Annotated in this window: 20 protein-coding genes and 2 pseudogenes; 16 read left to right on the forward strand and 6 right to left on the reverse strand. The window is 38.3% G+C overall.

What is annotated here, in order from left to right:
* Positions 1-2178 (reverse strand): TonB-dependent hemoglobin/transferrin/lactoferrin family receptor, encoded by a 2178-nt coding sequence (locus ACFINC_RS03375; protein WP_375616103.1) that lies wholly within the window; start codon positions 2176-2178, stop codon positions 1-3.
* Between the two features lie 250 nt (positions 2179-2428).
* Here ACFINC_RS03375 and ACFINC_RS03380 point away from each other — a divergent pair, with 250 nt between their 5' ends.
* Together ACFINC_RS03380 and ACFINC_RS03385 are read left to right on the forward strand one after the other, a co-directional pair.
* Positions 2429-3214 (forward strand): energy transducer TonB, encoded by a 786-nt coding sequence (locus tag ACFINC_RS03380; RefSeq protein ID WP_375616104.1) that lies wholly within the window; start codon positions 2429-2431, stop codon positions 3212-3214.
* A gap of 524 nt (positions 3215-3738) precedes the next feature.
* Positions 3739-3963: pseudogene (locus ACFINC_RS03385) on the forward strand (Arm DNA-binding domain-containing protein); the annotation flags it as partial.
* 722 nt (positions 3964-4685) lie between these two features.
* On the opposite strand, the gene ACFINC_RS03390 reads toward ACFINC_RS03385, so the two are convergent.
* Entirely contained in the window at positions 4686-6779 is a 2094-nt protein-coding gene (locus ACFINC_RS03390) for a lytic transglycosylase domain-containing protein (protein ID WP_375616105.1), read from the reverse strand.
* Positions 6780-7027: 248 nt separating this feature from the next.
* On the opposite strand from ACFINC_RS03390, the gene dapA reads away from it, so the two are divergent.
* Entirely contained in the window at positions 7028-7912 is an 885-nt protein-coding gene (gene dapA, locus ACFINC_RS03395; RefSeq protein WP_375616106.1) for a 4-hydroxy-tetrahydrodipicolinate synthase, read from the forward strand.
* 18 nt (positions 7913-7930) lie between these two features.
* Positions 7931-8407, forward strand: a complete 477-nt coding sequence (gene smpB / locus ACFINC_RS03400) for an SsrA-binding protein SmpB (protein WP_375616107.1) — start codon at positions 7931-7933, stop codon at positions 8405-8407.
* 48 nt (positions 8408-8455) lie between these two features.
* Here smpB and ACFINC_RS03405 read toward each other — a convergent pair whose 3' ends face one another.
* Complete coding sequence (locus tag ACFINC_RS03405) at positions 8456-9124, reverse strand: uracil-DNA glycosylase (protein ID WP_375616166.1); 669 nt, start codon at positions 9122-9124, stop codon at positions 8456-8458.
* 572 nt (positions 9125-9696) lie between these two features.
* Between ACFINC_RS03405 and rpoZ the strand changes: the two genes are divergently transcribed.
* From rpoZ to panB, 11 genes are all read left to right on the forward strand, one after another.
* Entirely contained in the window at positions 9697-10095 is a 399-nt protein-coding gene (gene rpoZ, locus ACFINC_RS03410; protein WP_375607725.1) for a DNA-directed RNA polymerase subunit omega, read from the forward strand.
* A gap of 130 nt (positions 10096-10225) precedes the next feature.
* Positions 10226-12451 carry a RelA/SpoT family protein gene (locus ACFINC_RS03415; protein ID WP_375616108.1) on the forward strand — a complete coding sequence of 742 codons (2226 nt, stop codon included), beginning with the start codon at positions 10226-10228 and terminating at the stop codon, positions 12449-12451.
* 16 nt (positions 12452-12467) lie between these two features.
* A complete protein-coding gene (gene pyrE / locus ACFINC_RS03420) occupies positions 12468-13046 on the forward strand; it encodes an orotate phosphoribosyltransferase (protein WP_375616167.1) in 579 nt (192 codons plus the stop codon).
* Positions 13047-13140: 94 nt separating this feature from the next.
* The gene (locus ACFINC_RS03425; RefSeq protein ID WP_375616109.1) at positions 13141-13716 is read left to right on the forward strand and encodes a DUF2062 domain-containing protein; all 576 of its coding nucleotides are present in this window, start codon (positions 13141-13143) and stop codon (positions 13714-13716) included.
* Between the two features lie 37 nt (positions 13717-13753).
* Positions 13754-14155, forward strand: a complete 402-nt coding sequence (acpS, locus tag ACFINC_RS03430) for a holo-ACP synthase (protein WP_375616110.1) — start codon at positions 13754-13756, stop codon at positions 14153-14155.
* A gap of 79 nt (positions 14156-14234) precedes the next feature.
* Positions 14235-15047: a signal peptidase I gene (gene lepB / locus ACFINC_RS03435; protein WP_375616111.1), complete on the forward strand. Its 813-nt coding sequence runs from the start codon at positions 14235-14237 to the stop codon at positions 15045-15047.
* The gene (gene rnc / locus ACFINC_RS03440) at positions 15028-15735 is read left to right on the forward strand and encodes a ribonuclease III (protein ID WP_375616112.1); all 708 of its coding nucleotides are present in this window, start codon (positions 15028-15030) and stop codon (positions 15733-15735) included. Before lepB ends, rnc begins: the two co-directional genes overlap by 20 nt.
* Complete coding sequence (gene era / locus ACFINC_RS03445) at positions 15728-16633, forward strand: GTPase Era (protein WP_375616113.1); 906 nt, start codon at positions 15728-15730, stop codon at positions 16631-16633. The genes rnc and era overlap by 8 nt, the downstream gene beginning before the upstream one ends.
* Before the next feature lie 25 nt (positions 16634-16658).
* Complete coding sequence (gene recO / locus ACFINC_RS03450) at positions 16659-17390, forward strand: DNA repair protein RecO (RefSeq protein WP_375616114.1); 732 nt, start codon at positions 16659-16661, stop codon at positions 17388-17390.
* A gap of 43 nt (positions 17391-17433) precedes the next feature.
* Complete coding sequence (gene panC, locus ACFINC_RS03455; RefSeq protein WP_375616115.1) at positions 17434-18294, forward strand: pantoate--beta-alanine ligase; 861 nt, start codon at positions 17434-17436, stop codon at positions 18292-18294.
* Positions 18291-19106 carry a 3-methyl-2-oxobutanoate hydroxymethyltransferase gene (gene panB / locus ACFINC_RS03460; RefSeq protein ID WP_375616116.1) on the forward strand — a complete coding sequence of 272 codons (816 nt, stop codon included), beginning with the start codon at positions 18291-18293 and terminating at the stop codon, positions 19104-19106. Before panC ends, panB begins: the two co-directional genes overlap by 4 nt.
* 48 nt (positions 19107-19154) lie before the next feature.
* On the opposite strand, the pseudogene ACFINC_RS03465 reads toward panB, so the two are convergent.
* From ACFINC_RS03465 to ACFINC_RS03475, 3 genes and pseudogenes are all read right to left on the reverse strand, one after another.
* Positions 19155-19488, reverse strand: a pseudogene (locus ACFINC_RS03465) (Arm DNA-binding domain-containing protein); the annotation flags it as partial.
* 144 nt (positions 19489-19632) lie between these two features.
* Positions 19633-20250: a YfbR-like 5'-deoxynucleotidase gene (locus ACFINC_RS03470; RefSeq protein ID WP_375616117.1), complete on the reverse strand. Its 618-nt coding sequence runs from the start codon at positions 20248-20250 to the stop codon at positions 19633-19635.
* Positions 20243-21115 carry a YgfZ/GcvT domain-containing protein gene (locus ACFINC_RS03475; protein ID WP_375616118.1) on the reverse strand — a complete coding sequence of 291 codons (873 nt, stop codon included), beginning with the start codon at positions 21113-21115 and terminating at the stop codon, positions 20243-20245. The genes ACFINC_RS03470 and ACFINC_RS03475 overlap by 8 nt, the downstream gene beginning before the upstream one ends.
* 64 nt (positions 21116-21179) lie before the next feature.
* Between ACFINC_RS03475 and ACFINC_RS03480 the strand changes: the two genes are divergently transcribed.
* Complete coding sequence (locus ACFINC_RS03480) at positions 21180-22508, forward strand: dihydroorotase (RefSeq protein ID WP_375616119.1); 1329 nt, start codon at positions 21180-21182, stop codon at positions 22506-22508.
* The last annotated feature ends 104 nt before the right edge of the window (positions 22509-22612 follow it).

The following is a 22612-nucleotide window of genomic DNA, read 5'->3' on the forward strand; positions in this document are numbered from 1 at the left end:
TTAGAACTTTTGTACGAACGACACCTTAAAGTTACGACCAGGCTGACTATAATAATCCTTCGGTGTTGAACTTTTACCAGAAGGAAGACTCGACGCATTCCAATATTTTGTATTGAAAAGATTATAAACACCAGCTCTTAGAACAGGTCCCGTTTCACCGAATGGCTTCCACCACCCTGTCATATCAACGACATGATACCCTGGAATTTTTTGGTAGTCAGACCCTTCAGCGACTTTGTCACGTTTGGCTGCCAAAGTAAAGATAATATCGCTTCCCCAAATCTCTTTTGCATATCCTAATCCGATAACTGCTTTCAAAGGGGGAATTGAGTTAAGATATTCATTTTTATCAAGATCTTTTCCTTGGGAGTAAGCAAAAGCAACATTACTATGAAAACCATTTTTAAGAACTAAATGCGCTTTTGTTTCAAAACCAAAAATTTGCACGCGCGAACGATTCATGTAATGCCGACGCGCAAACCTAAATTCTTCTGATGGCCCTCTATCCTCGGTATCTATGAAATTCTTATATTGATTGATAAAGGCATTGAAAGAACCACCGAAATTTACATTTCCATACCGAAGACCAACATCATACCCATTGCTTGTCTCTGGTTGAAGATCAGGATTTCCCTTCACATAATAAGCAGAAGGTTTGATATAAGAGACGTAAAGTTCCGAAACACGTGGTGCACGAAAAGCTTGTGCCCACTGAGCATAGAGCGTTATTTGATTTCGAATATCCCATTCCATGCGTAATTTAGGAGAAAAGCGCGATCCAGTCCTTTCTGGAGGGAATCTATCAGAAATCAGCGCTTCTTCATAAGCAGATGTTTTTTGAGGAACATATTTGTACCAATCATACCGAAGTCCTGGTGTTACACGAAAACGATTATCAACCAAACCAATTTCATCTTCAAAAACAAAACCTAAATTGTAACCATTGGTGTCTGGTGAATCCGACCGATTAGCAGGAACAAAAAGGCATCCTCGAGCGTATTCTTTTACATGACAATTGTCTTTACCTAACAAATAGTGATGAAATTTAGATGAAGAAACATTAGTCGCAAACTTTAACGTGTGGTTTATAGTGCCAAAATCCATTTTTTTAAGTGCATCAGCATTGAAACCATAATTGATATTACGCAAGAAATTATCTCTTAAATAATCCCCTTTGGGGGCTGAAACACGAACGCCAGTCATAACGTAACGACTTGATTGCCTTTGCCAATAAAGTACCCCATTAAACGCATCAAGAGCTGCATCACCATTACCATTATAATTATAAGAAAGAGAAAACCGCTCACGAAGCTTATTATCCCGCTCATAAACGGAACCTGGAGCATATCTTTTAGACGAATTTAATTCATGTGTACTACTCTTATGACCAAAACGCTCTGCAGTAAAACCAAGCCGGTGATTATCACTCAAATATTGATGAATTTTAAAAAGCAAGTTATTTTTATCAAAGTTTGAAGGGTTTTTACGTGTACGTTCTTCATATCCTCCCACTGTTCCCATATTTTTGCGCTCATGACCATTTACATATGATCCTTGGAAAAGCAAAAATGTTTGGTAATTACGTACAGCAAAAGCTTGATCGATGCGCCAGCTGTTATCAACAGAGTGATAACCACCTTTTATAAGGCTTCCCCAATTCTTTCCTTCCACAATAAGGTCTTCAGGATTAAGGGTACGCAATGCAATGATTCCCCCTAAGGCGCCAGAACCATAAAGACTAGAATCTGATCCTTGAATAGTATCAAACGTAGAAAGAGCATTGAAATCAAAAGTTGTGTTTCCACCTCCACCACGGAATATATCATTAAACCATGGAAGAGAAATACCATCCATTGTCGTAAGAACACGGTTTGCATCTAAGCCACGAACAACAAAACTGTTATTTTCTGAATTATAGGATACGGAAGGATTAAGACGATTAACGTCATAAACATCACTTATTTGTTTTTCATCAATATTCTTATCGGTTTTACGATCAGTTAGAATGGTTATTGAATTTGAAGTATCCTCTATCTTTTTTCCTTTAATAAGGATTGGTTTAAGTTCAGTTACAACATTCTTCTCGCTATTTTGTGCAAAAACAAATGAAGGTATACAGACTGACAGCGCACCTAAAATCATGCAGCTTTTATGGATATTTTCTCGTCTTATTCGCATAACACATTATAACCTTTTTTTAAACATCCCCTCTCTCAGTTTAAAGTTTTACCTATAAAAATGCTTGATTTAACCCTATCATAACTTAGCAAACCAAGCAGGAATGATTTAAAAAGATAAAATCATAGTAGAGACCATATTAAACATGATAAAATCAGTCAAGAAAAAAGTTGCAATTTCAAAATAGCCTGTTTTAATGAGATGAAATACTCAATAATTGCACTTCAGAGAAAGTGCGGCGGAAGAAACTATGAGCTTTACAAATACGAGGCAGTTATCAATTCTTTGGTTTGGTGCATTTGTTGGCGCTCTTTCTTTGCATATAGCATTGGGAGCACAGTTTTATTTTCGAAATACTGGTGTGAATAATGGTATGCTCCCGTCGACGGTTATGCTAACTCTTGCCCAAGAGGCTCTATATCTTGATGTTGATATAGATTCGTCGAATCCAGATCGTGATATAGATTTATCAAGTGTCAGCACAGAACCAGAACGATTGCAGCCAGATCTTGCAGAGCAAGAGCCAGAGATATTGGAAACAGTGGAGGAAGTTCAACCGGAAGAGCTCCAGCATACTGTAGAAAAAGATGATTTTGCAGTAAAATCTCTGGAAGAATCTCTTCCTCAAAAAGTAGAAGATAAAATATTTGAAAAGAAAACGATACCAATGCCAAAAGCAGTCGTGAAACTGCCGCCTGCAAAGTCCGTGCGTTCATCTACCGCTAGACAGAGCAGCAGTACAGCTGCACTTGAAGATATATTGTTAATGGAGTGGTTAGCAAAGGTACAGTCACAATTAGAAAGGCAAAAAAATTATGTTGTAGGACAGCGTACCAGCTGGGTAAAAGGAACGGTGAAGTTAGAATTTAAGGTGCATAAGCAGGGAAATATTTTTTCTAGCCGTGTTGTCGCTTCTGCCGGAGATCCAGAACTTGATCGATTAGCTATGGCGGCACTTCAACGCGTTGGTTCTTTTCCTCCCCCTCCACCATCGAAAGTGAATAAAACTATCAGAGTATCTTTGATATTTAGCTGATTTTTTATGGGGTGGCTATTCGGATAATATATTAATTTATAATGATTGTTTATCATTTTATAACTTGAATGAAAGTTCAAAAATAGTTCTTTTCAAATCTTTTTGACATTTAAGCAATTAAAACCATTTGCTTAACTTATGACACAAGTAGGGGCATGGGGGTAAAAAACTTAAAAAAACAGTGAACATACCTCTTATGCATACTCTAAATGAAAGAGCTGTTACAACATTGGGAGTTAGGGGATGATAGGGCTATAGCTTTTATTAAGTACAGGTAATGTGTCTATCTACTAGATTTTTATATCATTTGTAAGAGGATCTTTTGAAGTTCAATGCATTGATTTATAAAGATAATTTAGTGTTATGCATATTTAATTAGAACTTTGAGTACCGTCAGATTCTCTCATTTCAAATCTGTGTATGTTGATCAATCAATATCACGCTTGCACATCATAAGCGGGATGAGTGTGGGTATAAAATTTGTATAAGAAAAGATTAAAAATGGCTCTTATGAATTGTCTTAAGTGCTAAAGGTTTCGCAACATCCACGAGCTGGCAAAGTGTGTAATGGTGCCGGCTTGCTTCTCCATAAGCATAAAGATAGTGGTGCTCAATGGATTCACCATTATATCATTTACGGGCGCTAGTGTGAAAAGGGCTTGGGTGTCTTGAGAGATGTTTCTTTAAAACAAGCTCGTGAAACTGTAACACAATGGCTTTCTGTTTTACGTGAAGGGTGTGACCCCATTACAGGATTCTTCAGCTACACCGTTATGAAATAGATTTAGAAACCTTTAAATTGCAACAAAAACATAAATAAGAAACACATACTATTTTGGCTATTTAGGATGTTCTGTTTTATGTGAAGGATGTAAGCTCATATGTAAAAATGAGAAAAACGCAAGGCAATACTTAAATCTTCATTTTTTAAAAGATCTTGTTATCGACATGTTCGAAAGGCGTAAAGCCGAATGTAAGGAGAAGGGGCAAGAAGCTATTTTTATCTTTAAGGTTTTCTAACTCAATGAGGCTGTTTTTCTGCTCCAGAAGATATACACAATAATGCGCCCCTATTGGGTATAGAAATATTGTAAGCAGAAAAAACACCCTCAAAACATGCCCTTTTAAAATATTTGAATGTTGATTAAATAAGCAACAATAAAAGGATGCGTTATTCGTTTCACTCTTTTTACATTGATAAGCTCTATAATATTATCGTTTATGTGTTGAGAAGAATTAAATTATTTATGCAACATTATGATTTATAATGATAATTCATTATTTTTTATTTGGAATGAGAGCTTCGAATAGCTTAGGATTTTCCCATTTCAACTCTATTGATACTGAATGAATTCAAATTATTTGCTTGTACGTTACAGGTGGGGTGGCGTATGGGACTATTTAAAAAGGCATAAAAATGGCTCTTAAAAAGGCTTTCAAATACTATTTGGGCAGTTAAGGCAAATTATTTTTATCGACCAGAAAGCAGGTCGGTTGTTATATCTATTTTACCAGTAAGCCTTGCTTTATAGACACCGTAATTTTCCATGACACGCATCACGTAATTACGTGTTTCTGTATAAGGGATGCGTTCAATCCAATCAATGACTTTATCGAGAGGTTGTCCTCGAGGATCGCCATAACGTTTTATCCATTCATTGACACGACGGGGGCCTGCATTATAGCCAATAAGAGTTAGTATATAGGATCCATTAAAACGTTCCAATTGTTCATTGAGAAAATGGGCACCTAATGTCACATTATAATGAGCATCACTGCTAAATTTTTTAGGAGACCATGCGATTGAGTGTTTTTTTGCCAGTTCTTTTGCTGTTGTAGGAAGTAATTGGAGTATACCTTGTGCGCCTGCTTTTGATATAGCTGTTGGATTAAATTCGCTTTCTTGGCGTGCAATGGCATAAATAAGCGATTTTTCTTCTACAGAAATATGAGCAGAAGCTGGTATAGCTCCCAGAGGATGAGAAAGTGCACCGACATTTTTTCCCTGAAAAGCGGCCATTTTTCCGATTTTGAGGCTGGTATAATAGTCACCATTTTTTTCTGCCATAACAGCCAGAAGAGCTAATTCACCGGGGCTTTCTATTTTTTTTCCGAGTTCTCTATAAAAAACTTTAGCAAAATCAGCATAGCCGGCTGCTTCAAGACGTTGAATTGCTTTGATAGCTTTGCGTGCACTAAAATGTTGTCGTTCAGCAGTTGTTGGTTTGGGAAAAGAAATTTTAAGCTTTTTTTGGTTAAGGCGTGCAGCGGCTAATTGACCATAATACGTTGCACCAAAATAAGATGCGCGATGAAAGTACTGCTGGGCATTTTTATGTTCTCCTAGTGTTTCTGCTGTTCGTCCCATCCAGTAATATCCACGTGATGCAGCAAAAGGTAAAGAAGAGAGTTGAGGAATACGTGAAAAATGGTCCATTGCTAATTTAGGATTATGAAGAAATCTTAGTGCATACCATCCTGCATGAAACTCAGCATCGACTGCTAATGCAGATGGCATACCAGTGTGCCCAGTGTGCATTGTAACGAGCTGATAAGCGATTTTTGGTTTGTTTAAATCGAGCATTTCGCGAGAAAGGGCCCGTTGTTCTTTCCACAATGAATGAGGGTTCATAAGACGGAATGTATCTTGTGATATCTTCATCATGAGTGCTGCAGCTGCATCATATTGCTCTGTTCGCCGAAGATGGCGCACTCGAGCAAATTGAAAAAGAGGATCTTTTTGCCATGATCTTTCTACAGCTTGTAATTTTTGAGTGGCTCTAGGATCATTTTTTTCAACGGCCACAAAAGCATTAAAAAGAGATTGAGCATGGGCTAATTTTGCAACGCGCGCTGCTGAATCAAAACGATGTGCATATAGCATAAATTGCATGCGTTTCAAATGATCAATAGGTTTTAATGCAGCGCTTGCATTTTTAAGGACAAACATTTCTTCTTTTTCATTAAGTTGTGTTTTATGCCACCACGGCGCAATAACGTGTTGAGCACGAGTGGTTTGTCTTGTTGCGATAAGTGCTTTAGCGAAAAGAGCCATGCCTTGTGCTGTTCGGGGTGGGTGATGAGAAAACTTTTGGATGATTGTGCGTGTGACGTTGGTTTCGTTAAGAAAAGCACGTTCAGCATTGCGTTGCATCGTTTCTATACCTGGCCATCCTTTTAGCATGTTGATTGCATTAAATATTTCAGAGCTTGGTATATTAGCTTTGTTTGATATCCCCAGCGCCCATGTCAAAATATGATGATCAAGGCTATGTTTTTCCATTGAATTACGAAGATTTATTGTTTTTGCAATATTGTTGTTTGCTAGTGCATCTAGCCCAGCTTTCAGTTGCTTGAGTGTATCAGTATTGTGCGGTGTCGTGTGTATCTGTTGAAGAGATTCTTGAGCTTCTTTTGAGGTAAAGGGAGTAGGGCGAACCAAAGGGATTGGCGTTTTCCCATGCACATGGGGTGTTTGTGCATATGCACTTGAAAATAAAATTTTTATTGCCAGTATAAGTGCGGTAAGGGTTGATACGAAAAGAGAGGTGGAAAATACATACATAGAGAAAAGACCTTGAGACCTTGCTTTTTGTAAAAACTCAAGGATTTATAGAACACAAGCATGAAAAACGCGTTAACACGGACTGCTTGTTTTAAAGAAATGTTCAAAATTTAAGGAGGGACATGCCATATTATGGGGGCTTTTGTGAAATTCATCTTGCTTCAATGATAGAGCAAGATTATGCTCTGTTTAAAATTTGTAAAGGCGATTATTAAAAAAATAAAAGCGAATATTATAGGGAGTTTATTATGCTCAAGGGAGCTGTAACTGCGCTTATCACCCCGTTTGATAACAAGGGCGCAATTGATGAGAAGGCATTTTGTGATTTTGTTGAATGGCAGATTACACAAGGGATTAATGGTGTAAGCCCTGTTGGGACAACAGGTGAATCAGCAACTTTAAGTCATGAAGAACATAAGCGAATTATAGAATTGTGTGTTAAGCAGGTTGCAAAGCGTGTTCCTGTTGTTGCTGGAGCGGGATCAAATAGCACAAGTGAGGCTGTAGAGCTTGCGCAATATGCAGAAAAGGCTGGCGCAGATGCAGTTTTGGTTGTCACTCCTTATTATAATAGACCAAATCAATCTGGTTTATACAAGCATTTTTCTTCCATTGCCAAGGCTGTTTCTATTCCGATTATAATTTATAATATTCCTGGTCGTTCTGTTATCGATATGGCTGTGGAAACTATGAGGGATCTTTATCAAGATTTTAAAAATATCGTTGGTGTTAAGGATGCGACGAGCAGAATTGAGCGCGTTAGTGAACAACGTGAAAAGTGTGGCGAGGATTTTGTACAGCTTTCCGGTGATGATTGTACAGCTTTAGGTTTTAATGCACATGGAGGTATGGGGTGTATTTCAGTTTCCTCTAATGTTGCTCCAAAGCTTTGTGCAGAGCTTCAAGCCGCTTGTTTTCGTGGTGATTATAAAACAGCACGAGAATTAAATGATCGCTTGATGCCTCTTAATCGTGCTGTGTTTATTGAACCTAGTCCAGCAGGTATTAAATATGCTGCTGCAAAATTAGGATTTTGTGGTGATACTGTACGTTCTCCTATTGTTCCATTAACAGAAAGAACAAAGAAGATTATTGATGCAGCCCTCAGTCATGCTGGTCTTTTAAAAGCATAAAATGATATTGACAAAGCCATGAATAAAAAAAAGAACGCGCCCATACGGAAAATAATTGCTGACAATCGTAAAGCACGTTTTAATTTTGAAATTCTTGATAATCTTGAGACAGGTCTTGTCCTTCAGGGAGCGGAAGTGAAGTCTTTACGTTCCAATCATGCTAATATTGCCGAAAGTTATGCGAGTTTTGAAAATGGGGAATTATGGTTAGTAAATAGCTATATTCCTGAATATACGCAGGCTAATCGCTTTAATCATGAACCGCGACGTTTGCGTAAGTTATTAATTTCAAAACGTGAGATGGCACGTTTTTTTAATGCGACGTCTCGTGAGGGAATGACCCTTGTTCCTCTCAAACTTTATTTTAATGAAAGAGGGCGCGTTAAGTTGGAGATTGCTCTAGCACGTGGGAAAAAGCTTCATGATAAGCGCGAAACGGAGAAAAAACGTGATTGGGGACGTGAAAAAGCAAGACTTTTAAAAAGATATGGATGATGAGGTAGGATTTGGATATCCTGTATTGAGAATGTTTCTAAAACAGTTTTAGCATTGATCTAAGTATGTTTTTGCTGCTTGAAAAATTTGGTGAAACATAGCGTCTGTTAAGCGGCCAGTATTCGTATTATAACGAGAACAGTGATAGCTTGAAAAGATGCGTAATCTACCGATATTATTGATTTCGCCATGTCCAAAAGGGTGAGCTAAAACTTTTGCATTAAGGGCGCGTATCGTTGAATGGTGAGCAATGGTACCCAACGTAATAACGGCTTTAAGTTTGGGAAGATTTGTTAAAAGAGGTGAAAAGAAATAACGGCATGTATTAATTTCTGCACCAGTGGGTTTGTTTTCTGGTGGAACACAACGAACAGAGTTAACGATTGCTGCATCAATCAGTTCAAGAGTATCATCTGCTCTTTCTTCAAAGGCTCCTTGGGCAAAACCAAATTTTTTTAAAGTGGAATAAAGTAAGTGCCCAGCATAATCACCCGTAAATGGACGTCCAGTTCGATTTGCGCCGCGTAATCCAGGAGCAAGACCAACAATAAGAAGGCGTGTTGTGTCTGCTCCTTTATAGGGAAAGAAGGGGCGTACTGGTGCGTTATACCAGCTTGGTTCTTTCACACGCCAGTCAGCGATAAACTGATGGAGCCTAGGACATAAATTACAATTTTTTGGTGGTTCTGGGCAAAGCGATGTTAATTGGCTATTCATGGTGTTAGGCATAAATCATTTTTCTATTCTTTTGAGTCTTTTATAGCGTATATGACGGGTCATGTTTTGATAAACAAGCTATAATGAATATAAATAAACTGTTTTATAATAACGTCTAATATAAATTTATTGCTAATTATTATGTAAAAAGAGGCAATATTTTCAGTAATTTATTCAATGAACAAGAGTATAACCCATATGATGTTCAAAGAAAAAATTTTGTCTTTAATAAATCTATTATCATAAAAAGTGTGCATAAAACTGTTGTTATTGCAAAGGATTTTTAAGAGTTGGTATTCTTTTTAAAAGGGTAAGGATTCCAGAGAGGTATTTTGTCAAGAAACCCCTTCTTTTGTTTGGTTTTAATCTATTGGAATACTTTTTAGAGCAGCTTTGGTAACGGGTATGAATACGCTGTATATTTTGTATAAAATTTCCAAGAATTTACTTAAAGTAAGTTCTTTAAGCAAAAAATATGAAAGTCTGTGTTGTTTTCCTTGTGTTTTATTTTGATTATTGTATATACTCTATACCCACTATGAAGTTTTTTAATCTTTAAGAAAGAGGCATAAATGGCCCGCGTAACGGTAGAAGATTGTATTGATAAAGTTGATAACCGCTTTGAATTGGTACTTTTAGCAGGTCATCGGGCGCGTCAGATTTCACAAGGGGCGCAGATTACGGTTGATCGTGATAATGATAAAAATCCTGTTGTTGCTTTGCGTGAAATAGCAGAAGAAACGTTGTCGCCTGCTGATTTAAAGGAAGATCTTATTCATTCTCTGCAAAAGCATGTGGAAGTAGATGAACCAGAAATGGCAAATGAATTTATTACCCATTCAAGTGAAGCCGAAAGTGTTTTTAATATATCATCGCAAGAAGAAGGCACTTCATTTGATCATATGTCAGAAGAAGAGCTTTTAGCGGGTATTGAAGGTTTGGTTGTTCCAGAAAAAAGTGACGATTATTAATTGCGGTAATTTATATTACAGGAGTAAATAGACCTTATCATTTAAGAGTAGTTATTTTTCTTGTCTTTATTGATAAGATATTCATGTTCAATAAGGATTTGGGGTATGAAAAGATAAAGGATATGCTCGTATGATGCGTCAGTGTGAGCTTGTTGGGCGTGTTAAACGTTACAAGTCTGACGTAGATGAAGCTCTTTTAAACAGAGCCTATGATTATGCAATGAGAAAGCATGCACATCAAAAGCGTGCTTCGGGTGATCTTTATTTTTCTCATCCTTTGGAAGTTGCTGCTATTTTAACGGATATGCGGTTGGATGAGGCAACGATTGCTGTTGCTCTTTTGCACGATACAATTGAAGATACAAGCGCTACACGAGCAGAAATTGATCAGCTTTTTGGTTCTGAAATTGGAAAGTTGGTTGAAGGGCTTACGAAGCTTAATAAGCTTGATCTTGTATCAAAGAAAGCTGTACAGGCAGAAAATCTTCGTAAACTTCTTATTGCTATTTCTGATGATGTTCGTGTTCTTTTAGTCAAACTTGCTGACCGTCTTCATAATATGCGTACCCTTGGTGTTATGCGTGATGATAAGCGTCGACGAATTGCTGAAGAGACGATGGATATTTATGCGCCACTTGCGGGTCGTATGGGTATGCAAGATATGCGCGAGGAATTAGAGGATCTTTCTTTCTTTTATTTAAATCCAGAAGGTCATCGTACGATTACCCATCGACTTTCTGAGTTATTGAAACACAATCGTGATTTGCTTTCCACAATTGAAAATGAATTGACAAAACTTTTTTTGGAAAATGGCATTAAAGCAGATGTTAAAAGCCGTCAGAAAAAATCTTATTCAGTTTTTCGCAAAATGGAAAGTAAAGCACTCTCTTTTGAACAGTTATCAGATATTTTTGGATTTCGTGTAATTGTTGAAACAGTCAATGATTGTTATCGTGCTCTTGGTGTCATTCACACGACATGGCCGATGGTTCCTGGTCGTTTTAAAGATTATATCTCTATACCAAAACAAAATGATTATCGTTCTATTCATACAACAATTGTAGGACCTTCGAGACAACGCGTTGAATTGCAAATTAGAACGGCTGCTATGGATGAAGTTGCTGAATATGGGGTTGCTGCTCATTCCATATATAAAGAGCATGGTTCTAATTATTCGACTTCAAAGTTATCAAGCGAAACGAATGCCTATGCATGGTTGCGTCAAACGATACAATCTTTGTCTGATGGAGATAATCCGGAAGAGTTTTTAGAACATACAAAACTGGAGCTTTTTCAAGATCAAGTTTTTTGTTTTACGCCAAAAGGTCGATTAATTGCTTTTCCTAAGGGAGCTACGCCTATAGATTTTGCTTATGCTGTCCATACAGATATTGGTGATTCTTGTGTGGGCGTGAAAATCAATGGTCGTATTATGCCTTTAATGACCAAATTAAAAAATGGTGATGAGGTTGATATTATCCGTTCACATGCTCAAATTCCACCAGCTGCATGGGAATTCCTTGTTGTTACAGGTAAAGCACGTTCAGCTATTCGACGAGCAAGTCGTGCAGCGGTACGTAAGCAATATTCGGGTCTAGGATATCGTATTCTTGAGCGTTCATTTGAATATATGGGAAAGCAATTTTCAAAAGACCTTTTGAAGAAAGTTTTGCCACGTTTAGCACGTAAAGATGTCGAGGATGTATTGGCTGCTGTTGGGCGTGGAGAGCTGTTTTCTGCTGATGTGATTAAAGCGGTTTATCCTGATTATCAAGATCACCGTGTAGTACAAAAGCCCTCTTTTAAGCCTGGGGAAGAGGGGTGGTTTAATATTGAAAATGCTCAAGGGATGATTTTTAAAGTCCCAGAAAATGAAAAGGATGAAATGATTGAGAATCATCAATCTAAAGCATTACCTATTCGAGGAACCCGTGGAGATATACCCGTACGCTTTTCACCTGAAGGAGCAGTGCCTGGAGATCGGATTGTTGGTATTATGCAGCCAGGGGCTGGGATCATTATTTATCCGATACAGTCTTCGGCTTTGATGGCATATGATGATCAGCCAGAACGGTGGATTGATGTCCGCTGGGATATTGATGCCCAAATGAATGAACGTTTTCCTGCACGGATGAATATTTTGGTTGTAAATAGTCCTGGTTCTTTGGCTGAAATTACGCAAATAATTTCTGCTAACGATGCCAATATCCAGAATTTATCTTGTATCCGTACAGCACCAGATTTTACGGAAATTATGATTGATTTGGAAGTTTGGGATTTAAAACATTTGAATCGTATTTTTTCTCAGTTAAAAAAGGCAGGTTCAGTAAGTACAGTACGGCGGGTTCATGGATAAAAAGAAAGATTTTACAATGAATACACAAGATGTCATTGATATTTTTAAACAAGCAGATGCTATTCTAGAGGGGCATTTTATTTTAACATCGGGGCGCCATAGTGCGACTTATATGCAAAAGGCGAAAGTATTTATGCATGCTAATTTGACGGAAAAGTTATGTCGTGGATTGGCTGAAAAAATCAAAAATTCTATCGAGGGAAAAATTGATTATGTGGTTGGTCCTGCAATTGGCGGCCTTATTCCTTCGTATGAGACTTCACGTCACCTTGGGGTTCCTTCTCTTTGGGTAGAGCGTGTAAATGGCGTCTTTGAATTGCGTCGTTTTGAAATCAAGAAGGGCGCACGGGTTGTTATTGTCGAAGATATTGTGACAACGGGTCTTTCCATTCGTGAGACTGTTGAAGCGCTCGTTACAGCAGGAGCAGAGGTACTGGCAAGTGCATGTATTCTTGATCGTTCTGTCGGGAAGGTCAATGTTGGAGTTCCATTGATTGCGCTTGCTAAATACGAGATAGCCTCTTATGCTAGTGATGAACTTCCTGCAGCCCTTTCTGTTCTTCCAGCAATTAAACCAGGCAGTCGAAATATTTAATTGTCTTGCTATTTTTTTTTGTGCAAAAGATTAAAAAGATTAATTTGGATGATATAAATTATTTTATCATCAAAAGATGTATATTGAGAGTCATATGCTTTTTCGTCGTCGAGAACCAATAGATTTTGTAACGCGTATTCGACTTTGGTTATGGCCGCGTCGTTCATTTTCTCGCTCGTTATGCTACATACATAAACGTATTTTGCGTATATCAGCAACACCGCATGAAGTTGCATTAGGGGTTGCTGTTGGCATTTTTTTAGCGTGTTCCCCTTTCTTTGGGCTGCATATTATTTTGGCAATATTTTTTTCTTGGATTTTGCGTGCAAACTTTGCTGCCGCAATCATTGGGACGATTTTTTCTAATCCACTTACATTTTTATTAATTGTCATGGCTGATTATAAAGTAGGCTATTTTTGTTTATCGTTTTTTAGCGATGTAAATGAGATTTCTCTTTCTCAAATACGTGCTCTGTTTAATGGTTTGACATTATCAAATCTCTCTCTCCTTTTTAAAGGCGCATGGGACACAATTATGAGTCCTATGATTTTAGGGGGAACTCTTTTAGGTATTGTTTTTGGTGGTTTATCTTATATAGGTGTTTACAGAGCAACGGTTCGTTTTAAACAAAAACGATATCAGAAGATTATAAAAAAAAAAGGCGTTTAAAGAAGCGTTCATCGTAGGACAGATCGGGTAATATCTTATGATTATTGGTCTTGGAAATGATCTTGTTGATATACGACGTATTGAGAGGATGTTGGTTCGTTATGGTGAGCGTTTTATCCAACGTATTTTTACGGATATTGAAAGGACTAGATCCGAAAATCTTAAAAAAAGGTCTTCTTCTTATGCAAAAAGATTTGCTGCGAAAGAAGCATGTGCTAAAGCCTTAGGAACGGGAATCGCTTATGGTATCAATTGGAAAGACATGGGGGTAGTTAATTTGCCGTCTGGAAAACCAACAATGCAATTAACAAGTTGTGCGCAAGTGCAACTTCAAAAGTTATTACCTCCTCATCATGATGCAGTTATTCATCTCAGCATAACAGATGATTTTCCTTGGGCGCAGGCATTTGTTATTATCGAAGCACTTCCACGTGGATAGATAGCGTGAGAGATTGTGCTTTTGTTATTTGAATATTATGATAAAAAAAGTTATATCTGAGATGAGAAGGCAGTTGGTGATGATCCAAAAAGATAAAGTGCATAAAAAAGAAAAAAAAGGTGGAATTCTTGAATTTATCTCTGTTTTAATACAGGCTTTGCTTTTAGCCGCGTTTATTAGAGCAATTTTTTTTCAGCCTTTTAGTATTCCTTCCGGTTCAATGCGTCCTACTTTGCTTGTGGGGGATTATCTGTTTGTTTCTAAGTATGCATATGGGTATTCTCGTTTTTCCCTCCCCTTTTCTCCTCCTATTTTTTCCGGACGTATTTGGGCATCTCAACCTCAACGTGGAGATGTCGTCGTTTTTCGCTTACCAAGTAATCCGAAGATTGATTATATAAAGCGCGTTGTTGGACTACCAGGTGATCGTATACAAGTTCGTCAAAGTGTTCTTTATATTAATGATGAGGCTGTTTCGCGTCACTTTATGGGAGAGATTGATAATTCTGATATAACAGAAGTGAACTATCCTGTTAAGGTTTATCGCGAGACAATGCCTAACGGTGTTAGCTATGATACACTTGATTTAGCTTTCATCCCCAAAGTTGACGATACAGAAGTCTTTGAAGTTCCTCAAGGACATTATTTTATGATGGGAGATAACCGCGACAATTCAGATGATAGTCGTTTGGATGTAGGCTATGTTCCAGAAGAAAATCTTATTGGTCGCGCGAGCGTGATTTTCTTTTCTATCAGTAATGGTTCAAGTGGTTGGCAGATTTGGCGTTGGCCATTTGATGTGCGTTGGAAGCGTTTGTTTTCTTTCATAAATACGGTTCATGATTTGCCGCTTATCAAGCAAGGAAACAACGATGAAACGTCTAATGATTGATCAGCTTGTCAAGCTGACGGGACATCGTTTTAAAGATGAAGAGAGATTAAAAAGGGCATTAACACACTCGAGTGTACAAGATTCGGAACAGGGGAATTATGAACGGCTAGAATTCCTAGGGGATCGGGTTTTAGGGCTTTTGATTGCAGAAATGCTGTATCAACTTTTTCCTCAGGCAAGTGAAGGTGAATTATCAGTCCGTTTGAATCATTTGGTCAATGCACAGACATGTGCTGATATTGCGCGCGAAATGAAGCTTCCTGATATGATCCACGTTGGTTTTGAGATGAGAAATTTCGAAGGGCGTCGTCTCATCAATATGCATGCAGATGTCGTGGAAGCTTTAATTGCTGTGATATATCTCGATGGAGGATTAGAAAGCGTTCGTCCTTTTATTCAAAGATATTGGCAAAGTCGGGCAAAAAAAATGGATGCTGGTCGACGTGATGCCAAGACAGAATTACAGGAATGGGCGCATATCCAAGGTAATGCACAACCACATTATCAGGTTATAAAACGTTCAGGTCCAGATCACGATCCTGTTTTTATGGTAGAGGTAAGTATTTCTGGGTTTGCTTCAGAGATTGGGCAGGGAAGTTCCAAAAGATATGCCGAAAGAATGGCAGCTGAAAAAATTTTGCGACGAGAGGGTGTCTGGAAAACAGTAGGAAAAAATGATCATGAGTGACGTTATGAAAATGCGTTCTGGATTTGTTGTACTTATTGGGATGCCTAATGCCGGTAAATCGACATTGGTTAATCAATTGGTTGGAACAAAGGTTTCAATTGTAACGCATAAGGTCCAAACAACACGCACTTTGATCCGCGGTATTATCCTTCATGACGATGTGCAAATTGTATTGGTCGATACACCAGGCGTTTTTCGTCCCAATAAGCGGTTAGAGCGGGCTATGGTATCTGCTGCTTGGGGAGGCGCTAAAAGCGCCGATGTCCTGCTCGTTTTAATTGATGCTCAAAGTGGCATTTCGGATGAAGTTTATATGATGTTAGATATTGTAAAAAATATGAAACAGGAAAAAATTCTTGTTCTTAATAAGATTGATACAGTTGTTAAATCGTCTCTTTTAGCGTTAACCGCTAAAATAAATGAACGTGTGAAGTTTGCACAAACATTTATGATTTCTGCTCTAAACGGTTCTGGCTGCAAGGATTTACTTCATGCGTTGAGTAACATGATGCAGGAGGGGCCATGGTATTATCCGGAAGATCAGGTTTCAGATATGCCCATGCGTCATCTTGCTGCTGAAATTACGCGTGAAAAACTTTTTCTTCGTCTTCATGATGAACTTCCTTATTCTTCAACTGTTGAAACAGAAAGCTGGGAAGAGCGTTCAGATGGTTCTGTTAAAATTAATCAAGTTATTTATATCGAGCGTGAGAGTCAGAAAAAAATTGTTTTAGGAGCAAAAGGCGATACAATTAAAGCGATTGGTCAAGCCGCTCGTAAGGAACTCATGGAAATTATGGATCAAAAAGTTCATCTTTTTCTTTTTGTGAAAGTGCGTGATAATTGGGACGCCGATCCAGAGCGTTATCACGAAATGGGATTGGATTTTTTAAAATAAGATTTTTAAAAATAATTTAATTAAAATGAAGTGGAAAGAGCAAGGCGTTATTCTTGGTACACGCCAATATGGTGAGACAAGTGTTATTCTTGAAATTATGACACGTGAACGTGGTCGTTATATGGGAGTGGTAAAAGGGGGACGTTCGCGTCGTATGGCCGCTCTTCTTCAACCTGGAAATTTTGTTGAGGCTGAATGGTGGGCGCGTTTAGAAGAACATTTGGGGATTTTTCGGCTTGAAGCTCTTGATTTGCATGCAGCTCGATTAATTTGTTTACCAGAAGCGCTTTATGCTTTGCAATTGATAGCTTTTCATTTACGGCTTCTTCCCGAGCGTGATCCCCATCCCATTTTATATGATATTTTACACATTTTTATGCAGAACTTTGATGAACCATTTATCAATGCGGAATTGCTGGTACGTTTTGAAATGCGGCTTCTTGAAGAACTTGGTTTTGGTCTTGATTTATCTTGTTGTGCTGCAACAGGTCGTCAGGAAAGGCTTTATTATGTATCGCCAAAGTCTGGACGGGCTGTTTGTGAAGAAGCAGGGGAACCTTGGAAAAAAAAGCTCCTCATTCTCCCACAGTTTCTTGTGCAAAGAGCAACCCGTCCTGCTGATTTTAGTGACATAATCAATGGTTTTATACTAACTGGATTTTTTCTTATGCGTCATGTTTGGGAGCCACGAGATATAAAGCAGCCATCAGTACGCATGAATTTGATACAATTGTTTAAGCGCCGATTTGGTATGTAAGCGTTAATTTGTTGATCTGATAATAATTGAATAGAATGGGAAAATGAAAATTTTAAAGACAATTGCTGAGGTTCGCCGATATACTTCAGAGAAGCGGCGTTTAGGTCTTTCGATTGGTTTTGTTCCAACAATGGGGGCACTCCATGAGGGGCATCTTGCATTAGTACAGTGTGCAAGGGCAAAGTGTGACTGCGTATTGGTGTCTATTTTTGTTAATCCAAAGCAATTTGGACCGCATGAAGATTTTGTGCAATATCCAAGAGACTTGAGGAGCGATTGTGCTTTATTAAAAACGGTAGGTGTTGAATGTGTTTTTGCTCCTTCTGTAGAAGAAATGTGGCCACTGGGAAATGAGACAATTGTGAAGGTGGAAAAATTATCACGTATTTTGATAGGAAAATTACGTCCAGGGCACTTTTGTGGTGTAACGAGTGTTGTTGCTAAGCTTTTTAATATTGTTCAGCCCGATAAGGCTTTTTTTGGAGAAAAGGATTTCCAACAAATTTTAATTATTCGGCGTATGGTTGAAGATTTGGCTTTTCCTGTTGAGATTGTTGGAGTTCCTATTTTACGTGAAGCAGATGGTGTTGCGCACTCTTCACGCAATCAGTTTTTAACATTAGAAGATCGTAAAGCTGCCAAAATTATTCCTGAAAGTGGGAAAGCAGCTGAAAAGCTTTACCATGAAGGTGAACGGTCAGTTGATAAGTTATGCAAAACCGTTCGTGATATTTTACAACAAGAAACGCGTGCAATCATTGAAGCAATAGATTTACGGGATATGGAAACTTTACGTGTGATCAAAGGAACATTGAATAAACCGGCGGTTTTACTCCTTACTGTCCGCTTTGGTGAGGTAAGACTTATTGATCAATATATATTGCAAGAGAAGGGTGAAAAATGAGTGTACATAAAACTGTCAAGCGTATAACGTCTTCCGAAATACGCTCAAGAAAGGGACAACAGCCGATTGTTTCTTTAACAGCTTATCAAGCTTATACTGCACGGATTGCTGATCCATATTGCGATATCCTTTTGGTTGGTGATAGTGTTGGCATGGTTGTATATGGGTTTGAGACAACGCTTCCTGTTAATTTAGATATGATGATTGCACACGGGAAAGCCGTGGTGCGTGGGTCTCAAAAAGCTCTTGTTGTTATTGATATGCCTTTTGGATCTTATGAGGAAAGTCCAGAGCAAGCTTTTTTAAATGCATCGCGCATTCTTGCACAAACGGGGTGTGGTGCAGTTAAGCTTGAAGGTGGCGTTTATATAGCCGAAACAATAGATTTTTTGTGTAAACGTGGCATTCCAGTGATGGGGCATATCGGTCTTACACCCCAAGCAATGAATCGTTTTGGTGGTTTTAAAACACAAGGACGCAAGGAGAATGATTGGCAAAGTATTGAAGCAGATGGAGCAGCGATTGAAGAGGCAGGTGCTTTTGCTGTTGTTTTAGAAGCAATGGTTGAACCTTTAGCGGTGAAACTGACAGATAAGCTTTCTATCCCTACGATCGGTATAGGGGCGTCCAATCAATGTGATGGGCAAGTATTAGTTATGGAAGATATGTTAGGTTATGGTGCCCATGTGCCAAAATTTGTTCGTCGTTATGGAAATCTTGAACAAGCCATGGAAATTGCAATCAAGAATTATGCAGAGGATGTTACCTCCCGTGCTTTTCCAGCGGATAATGAGGTTTATAAACTAAAATAAATTTCAGTTTAAGATCAGCAGTTTGAAAAGAGAACATTTGTTGTTTTGATAATGAATGTGCATTATTTCACGTATTTTATATGCAATTTGAGCTGTGATTTTTTCCATTTCTTTAATGGAGTCACGCCTCTCGTGCAAAATAGAACGCCATTGGGTCGCTAATTCACGTGCTTTTTTAAAGAAAGCTTTCTTAAGGCACCCAATCCCATTTTGCGACGGCGTTCGTGAATGCTATAACGGTAAGTCCCCTATGAAGTGTATAAAATTTATAGAGACTCCCGTCTTTACGCTTCATAAGAGAGCAAGCCGGTATCATCACACACTTTGCCAATTTTCAATGTTGCGACAGCGCTTAGCACTTGAGATGGTTCATAAGAGGCATTTTAATTTTTTCTTTATAAACAGATTTGAAATGAGTGAAGCTTACGATATTAGGAGTTCTCATTCAAAATGAAAAAACAATGAATTATTATTATAAGTCAGTGTGATGAGTCTGTAATGACAAGGAATCAACAATGCGAAGGGGCTATAATCTTTGGACATCCAAGTCATTAAAGCGCGTTAAAAATGCGTTTTCAATGTGTTGGGTAGAATAGGGGGATAAATTAAGATCATCGGGTAAAATATTATTGGGAGAGCCAAAATAGCGAAGGGCTTCTTCTGTATTAAATCCGGCAAGCGTAATCGCTTCATAATATGCAGCGATACGATCGGCTTGTTTAATTTTTTTTAAAAGTTTTTGAGAAAGATCAACGGGAAGAGAAAAACGCATGTGGATAGCATCTTGGATGCGCTTTTCAACGCGTTCATATTGTTTTCCTATGACAGCTTTAAAAGGGGAAATCATATCACCGATGACATATTCCGGTGCATCATGAAGAAGAGCATAAAGACATTCGTTGCTCTGCGATTGTGGGAAAAGTTTTTGAAATATTTGTTCAACCAAAATTGAATGTTGTGCAACAGAATAAGCATGTTCTCCTCGTGTTTGACCGTTCCAACGTGCTACGCGAGCAAGTCCATGGGCAATATCTTCAATTTCAACATCAAAAGGAGAAGGGTTGAGAAGATCAAGTCGCCTTCCAGAGAGCATTCTTTGCCAAGCACGTGCTTCTCCATTTTTTAATAATTCAGCTTTAGCCATGAGTGTTTTCTATAGTATTTTCAGGAAAGGTAAAATTCATATTTTCAGCAATGCTTATAGTGACAGGAATGTTTTTTACAGTAAAGGGGATGTTATGATCCACAGCATCTTTGACGTGGTCAATACGCATTAAAGCAAGAGCCTCATTTTCTACACATGTTCCCAAGTAGCCAAGCACTTTTGTTCCTGCTTCAATACTAGATTGAGGGGTTAATTTACACTGGCCTTTTACAATAAAAATACGGCGACGTGCTGCTCGGCGGTGGTGCATTCGTGAAACAACTTCTTGTCCAATATAACACCCTTTGTTGAATGCAAGTCCATTGATTTGATCGTAATTAATATCATGAGGAAAGACTTTACCAACTTCATAATCTTGACCACTTTCCGCAATTGCATAACGGATACGCAATTGATTCCACAGGTTATGATATTCTGAAGCCAAAAAAGATGTTTTGCCATAGATTCGTATTATTTTTTCTTTTTCTGGGAATCGTTTATCAACAAAACCTGAATCAAAATTTAAAGTATCTGATTCATTTTTCCAAGAAACTGTAACAAGTTCTTGGAATGGTTGTGTAATTTCTATTTTTTTACGCAGTTTATAAAGCAACAGACGCTTGTGGAATATATCAGCTAAAGGCATGATAATATCAATCAGATAACCATCTTCTTTTTTGCCAATAAGAAAATCAGCAAGAACCTTTCCTTGAGGGGATAAGAGAGCTCCAGGGAAAATTTCTTGCGGGCTGATTTTTTTTACATCTGTCGTGATCAGGGATTGCAGAAAATCTGTTGCTTCTTCGCCTGTAATTTGAATAATTGCGCGATTTTTTAAGCAAATGGCATTTTGTTTTTCAATCATGGTTCTTGCCTTTCTGCTCAAAGTTACATAATCGATAAGAGAGGAATATGTAAGGAGCGTGGCTATGTTTAAAACATTTGATACAATTTTTAAAGGTGCAACACTTGTAAATCATGATGGAAGAAGCAAGCGTGATATTGGTGTTACAAATGGCCGTATTGCTGAAATTGGCGACCTTACATGTGCATCGGCAGGTGAGGTGATTGATTGTACGGGGCTTCATATTTTACCAGGAATTATTGATAGCCAAGTGCATTTTCGTGAGCCAGGAAATGAATATAAGGAGGATTTGGAAAGTGGCTCGTATTCTGCTGTGTTAGGGGGGGTTACGGCAGTTTTTGAAATGCCTAATACCAATCCATTGACAACATCAGAAGAAACATTAAGCGATAAGGTTCAACGCGCATTTCATCGAATGCATTGTGATTTTGCATTTTGGGTTGGAGGAACGCGTGAAAATGCTCATGAACTATCTGAATTAGAAAGACTTCCTGGTGCGGCTGGAATTAAAGTCTTTATGGGATCCTCTACCGGTGATCTTTTGGTTGATGATGATGAAAGTGTACGCCTTATTTTGAAAAATACACGCCGTCGTGCGGCTTTTCATTCTGAAGATGAAGCGAGGCTCAAAGAGCGTAAAGTATTGCGTATTGAAGGGGATGCATCATCACATCCGATTTGGCGTGATGAAGTTGCGGCATTAAAATGTACGCAGCGTTTGGTAAAAATTGCGCATGAGACGAAGGCTCGGATTCATGTGTTACATCTTTCGACAGAAGAAGAAATTGATTTTCTAAAAAAACATAAGGATGTTGCAACAATTGAAGTGACACAACACCATTTGACGCTCACGGCTGATGATTATAAGAAGTTTGGTACATTAATTCAGATGAATCCGCCTATTCGTGAGTCGCGCCACCGTGAAGCTCTTTGGTACGGTGTTCAACAGGGGATTATTGATGTTTTAGGCTCAGATCATGCGCCTCATACTTGGGAAGAAAAGCTTCAACCTTATCCTTCTTCACCTTCAGGAATGACAGGTGTGCAAACAACAGCAGCAATTATGTTGACACATGTGAATGCAGGAAAGATATCTCTTGAGCGTTTTGTTGATCTCACGTCACATGGCCCTAGTCGTATTTTTGGTATAAGCTGTAAAGGACGCCTTGCTGTCGGATACGATGCTGATTTAACCATTGTAGATCTTAAGCGAGAAGAAATTATTACGAATGGCTTAATTGGTTCGCGCGCCGGTTGGACACCTTATGATGGTAAAAAGGTTAAAGGTTGGCCTGTTGGGACCATTATCCGTGGTATGCGTGTGATGTGGGAAGGTGAAATTGTTACTTCTTCACAAGGAGAGCCTGTTAAATTTATAGAAACTTTAGTGTAAACAAATTAAAATTATAAGCATGCCGTAAAATACCATCTTTTAGAGCGGTGATATAAGGCATGCTAGCTCCCTTGGCACATAAGTATTTTTTTTAATGCGCGGTG

Origin of the sequence: Bartonella sp. AP58NXGY (assembly GCF_042195785.1) — a bacterium.
Classification (GTDB): domain Bacteria; phylum Pseudomonadota; class Alphaproteobacteria; order Rhizobiales; family Rhizobiaceae; genus Bartonella.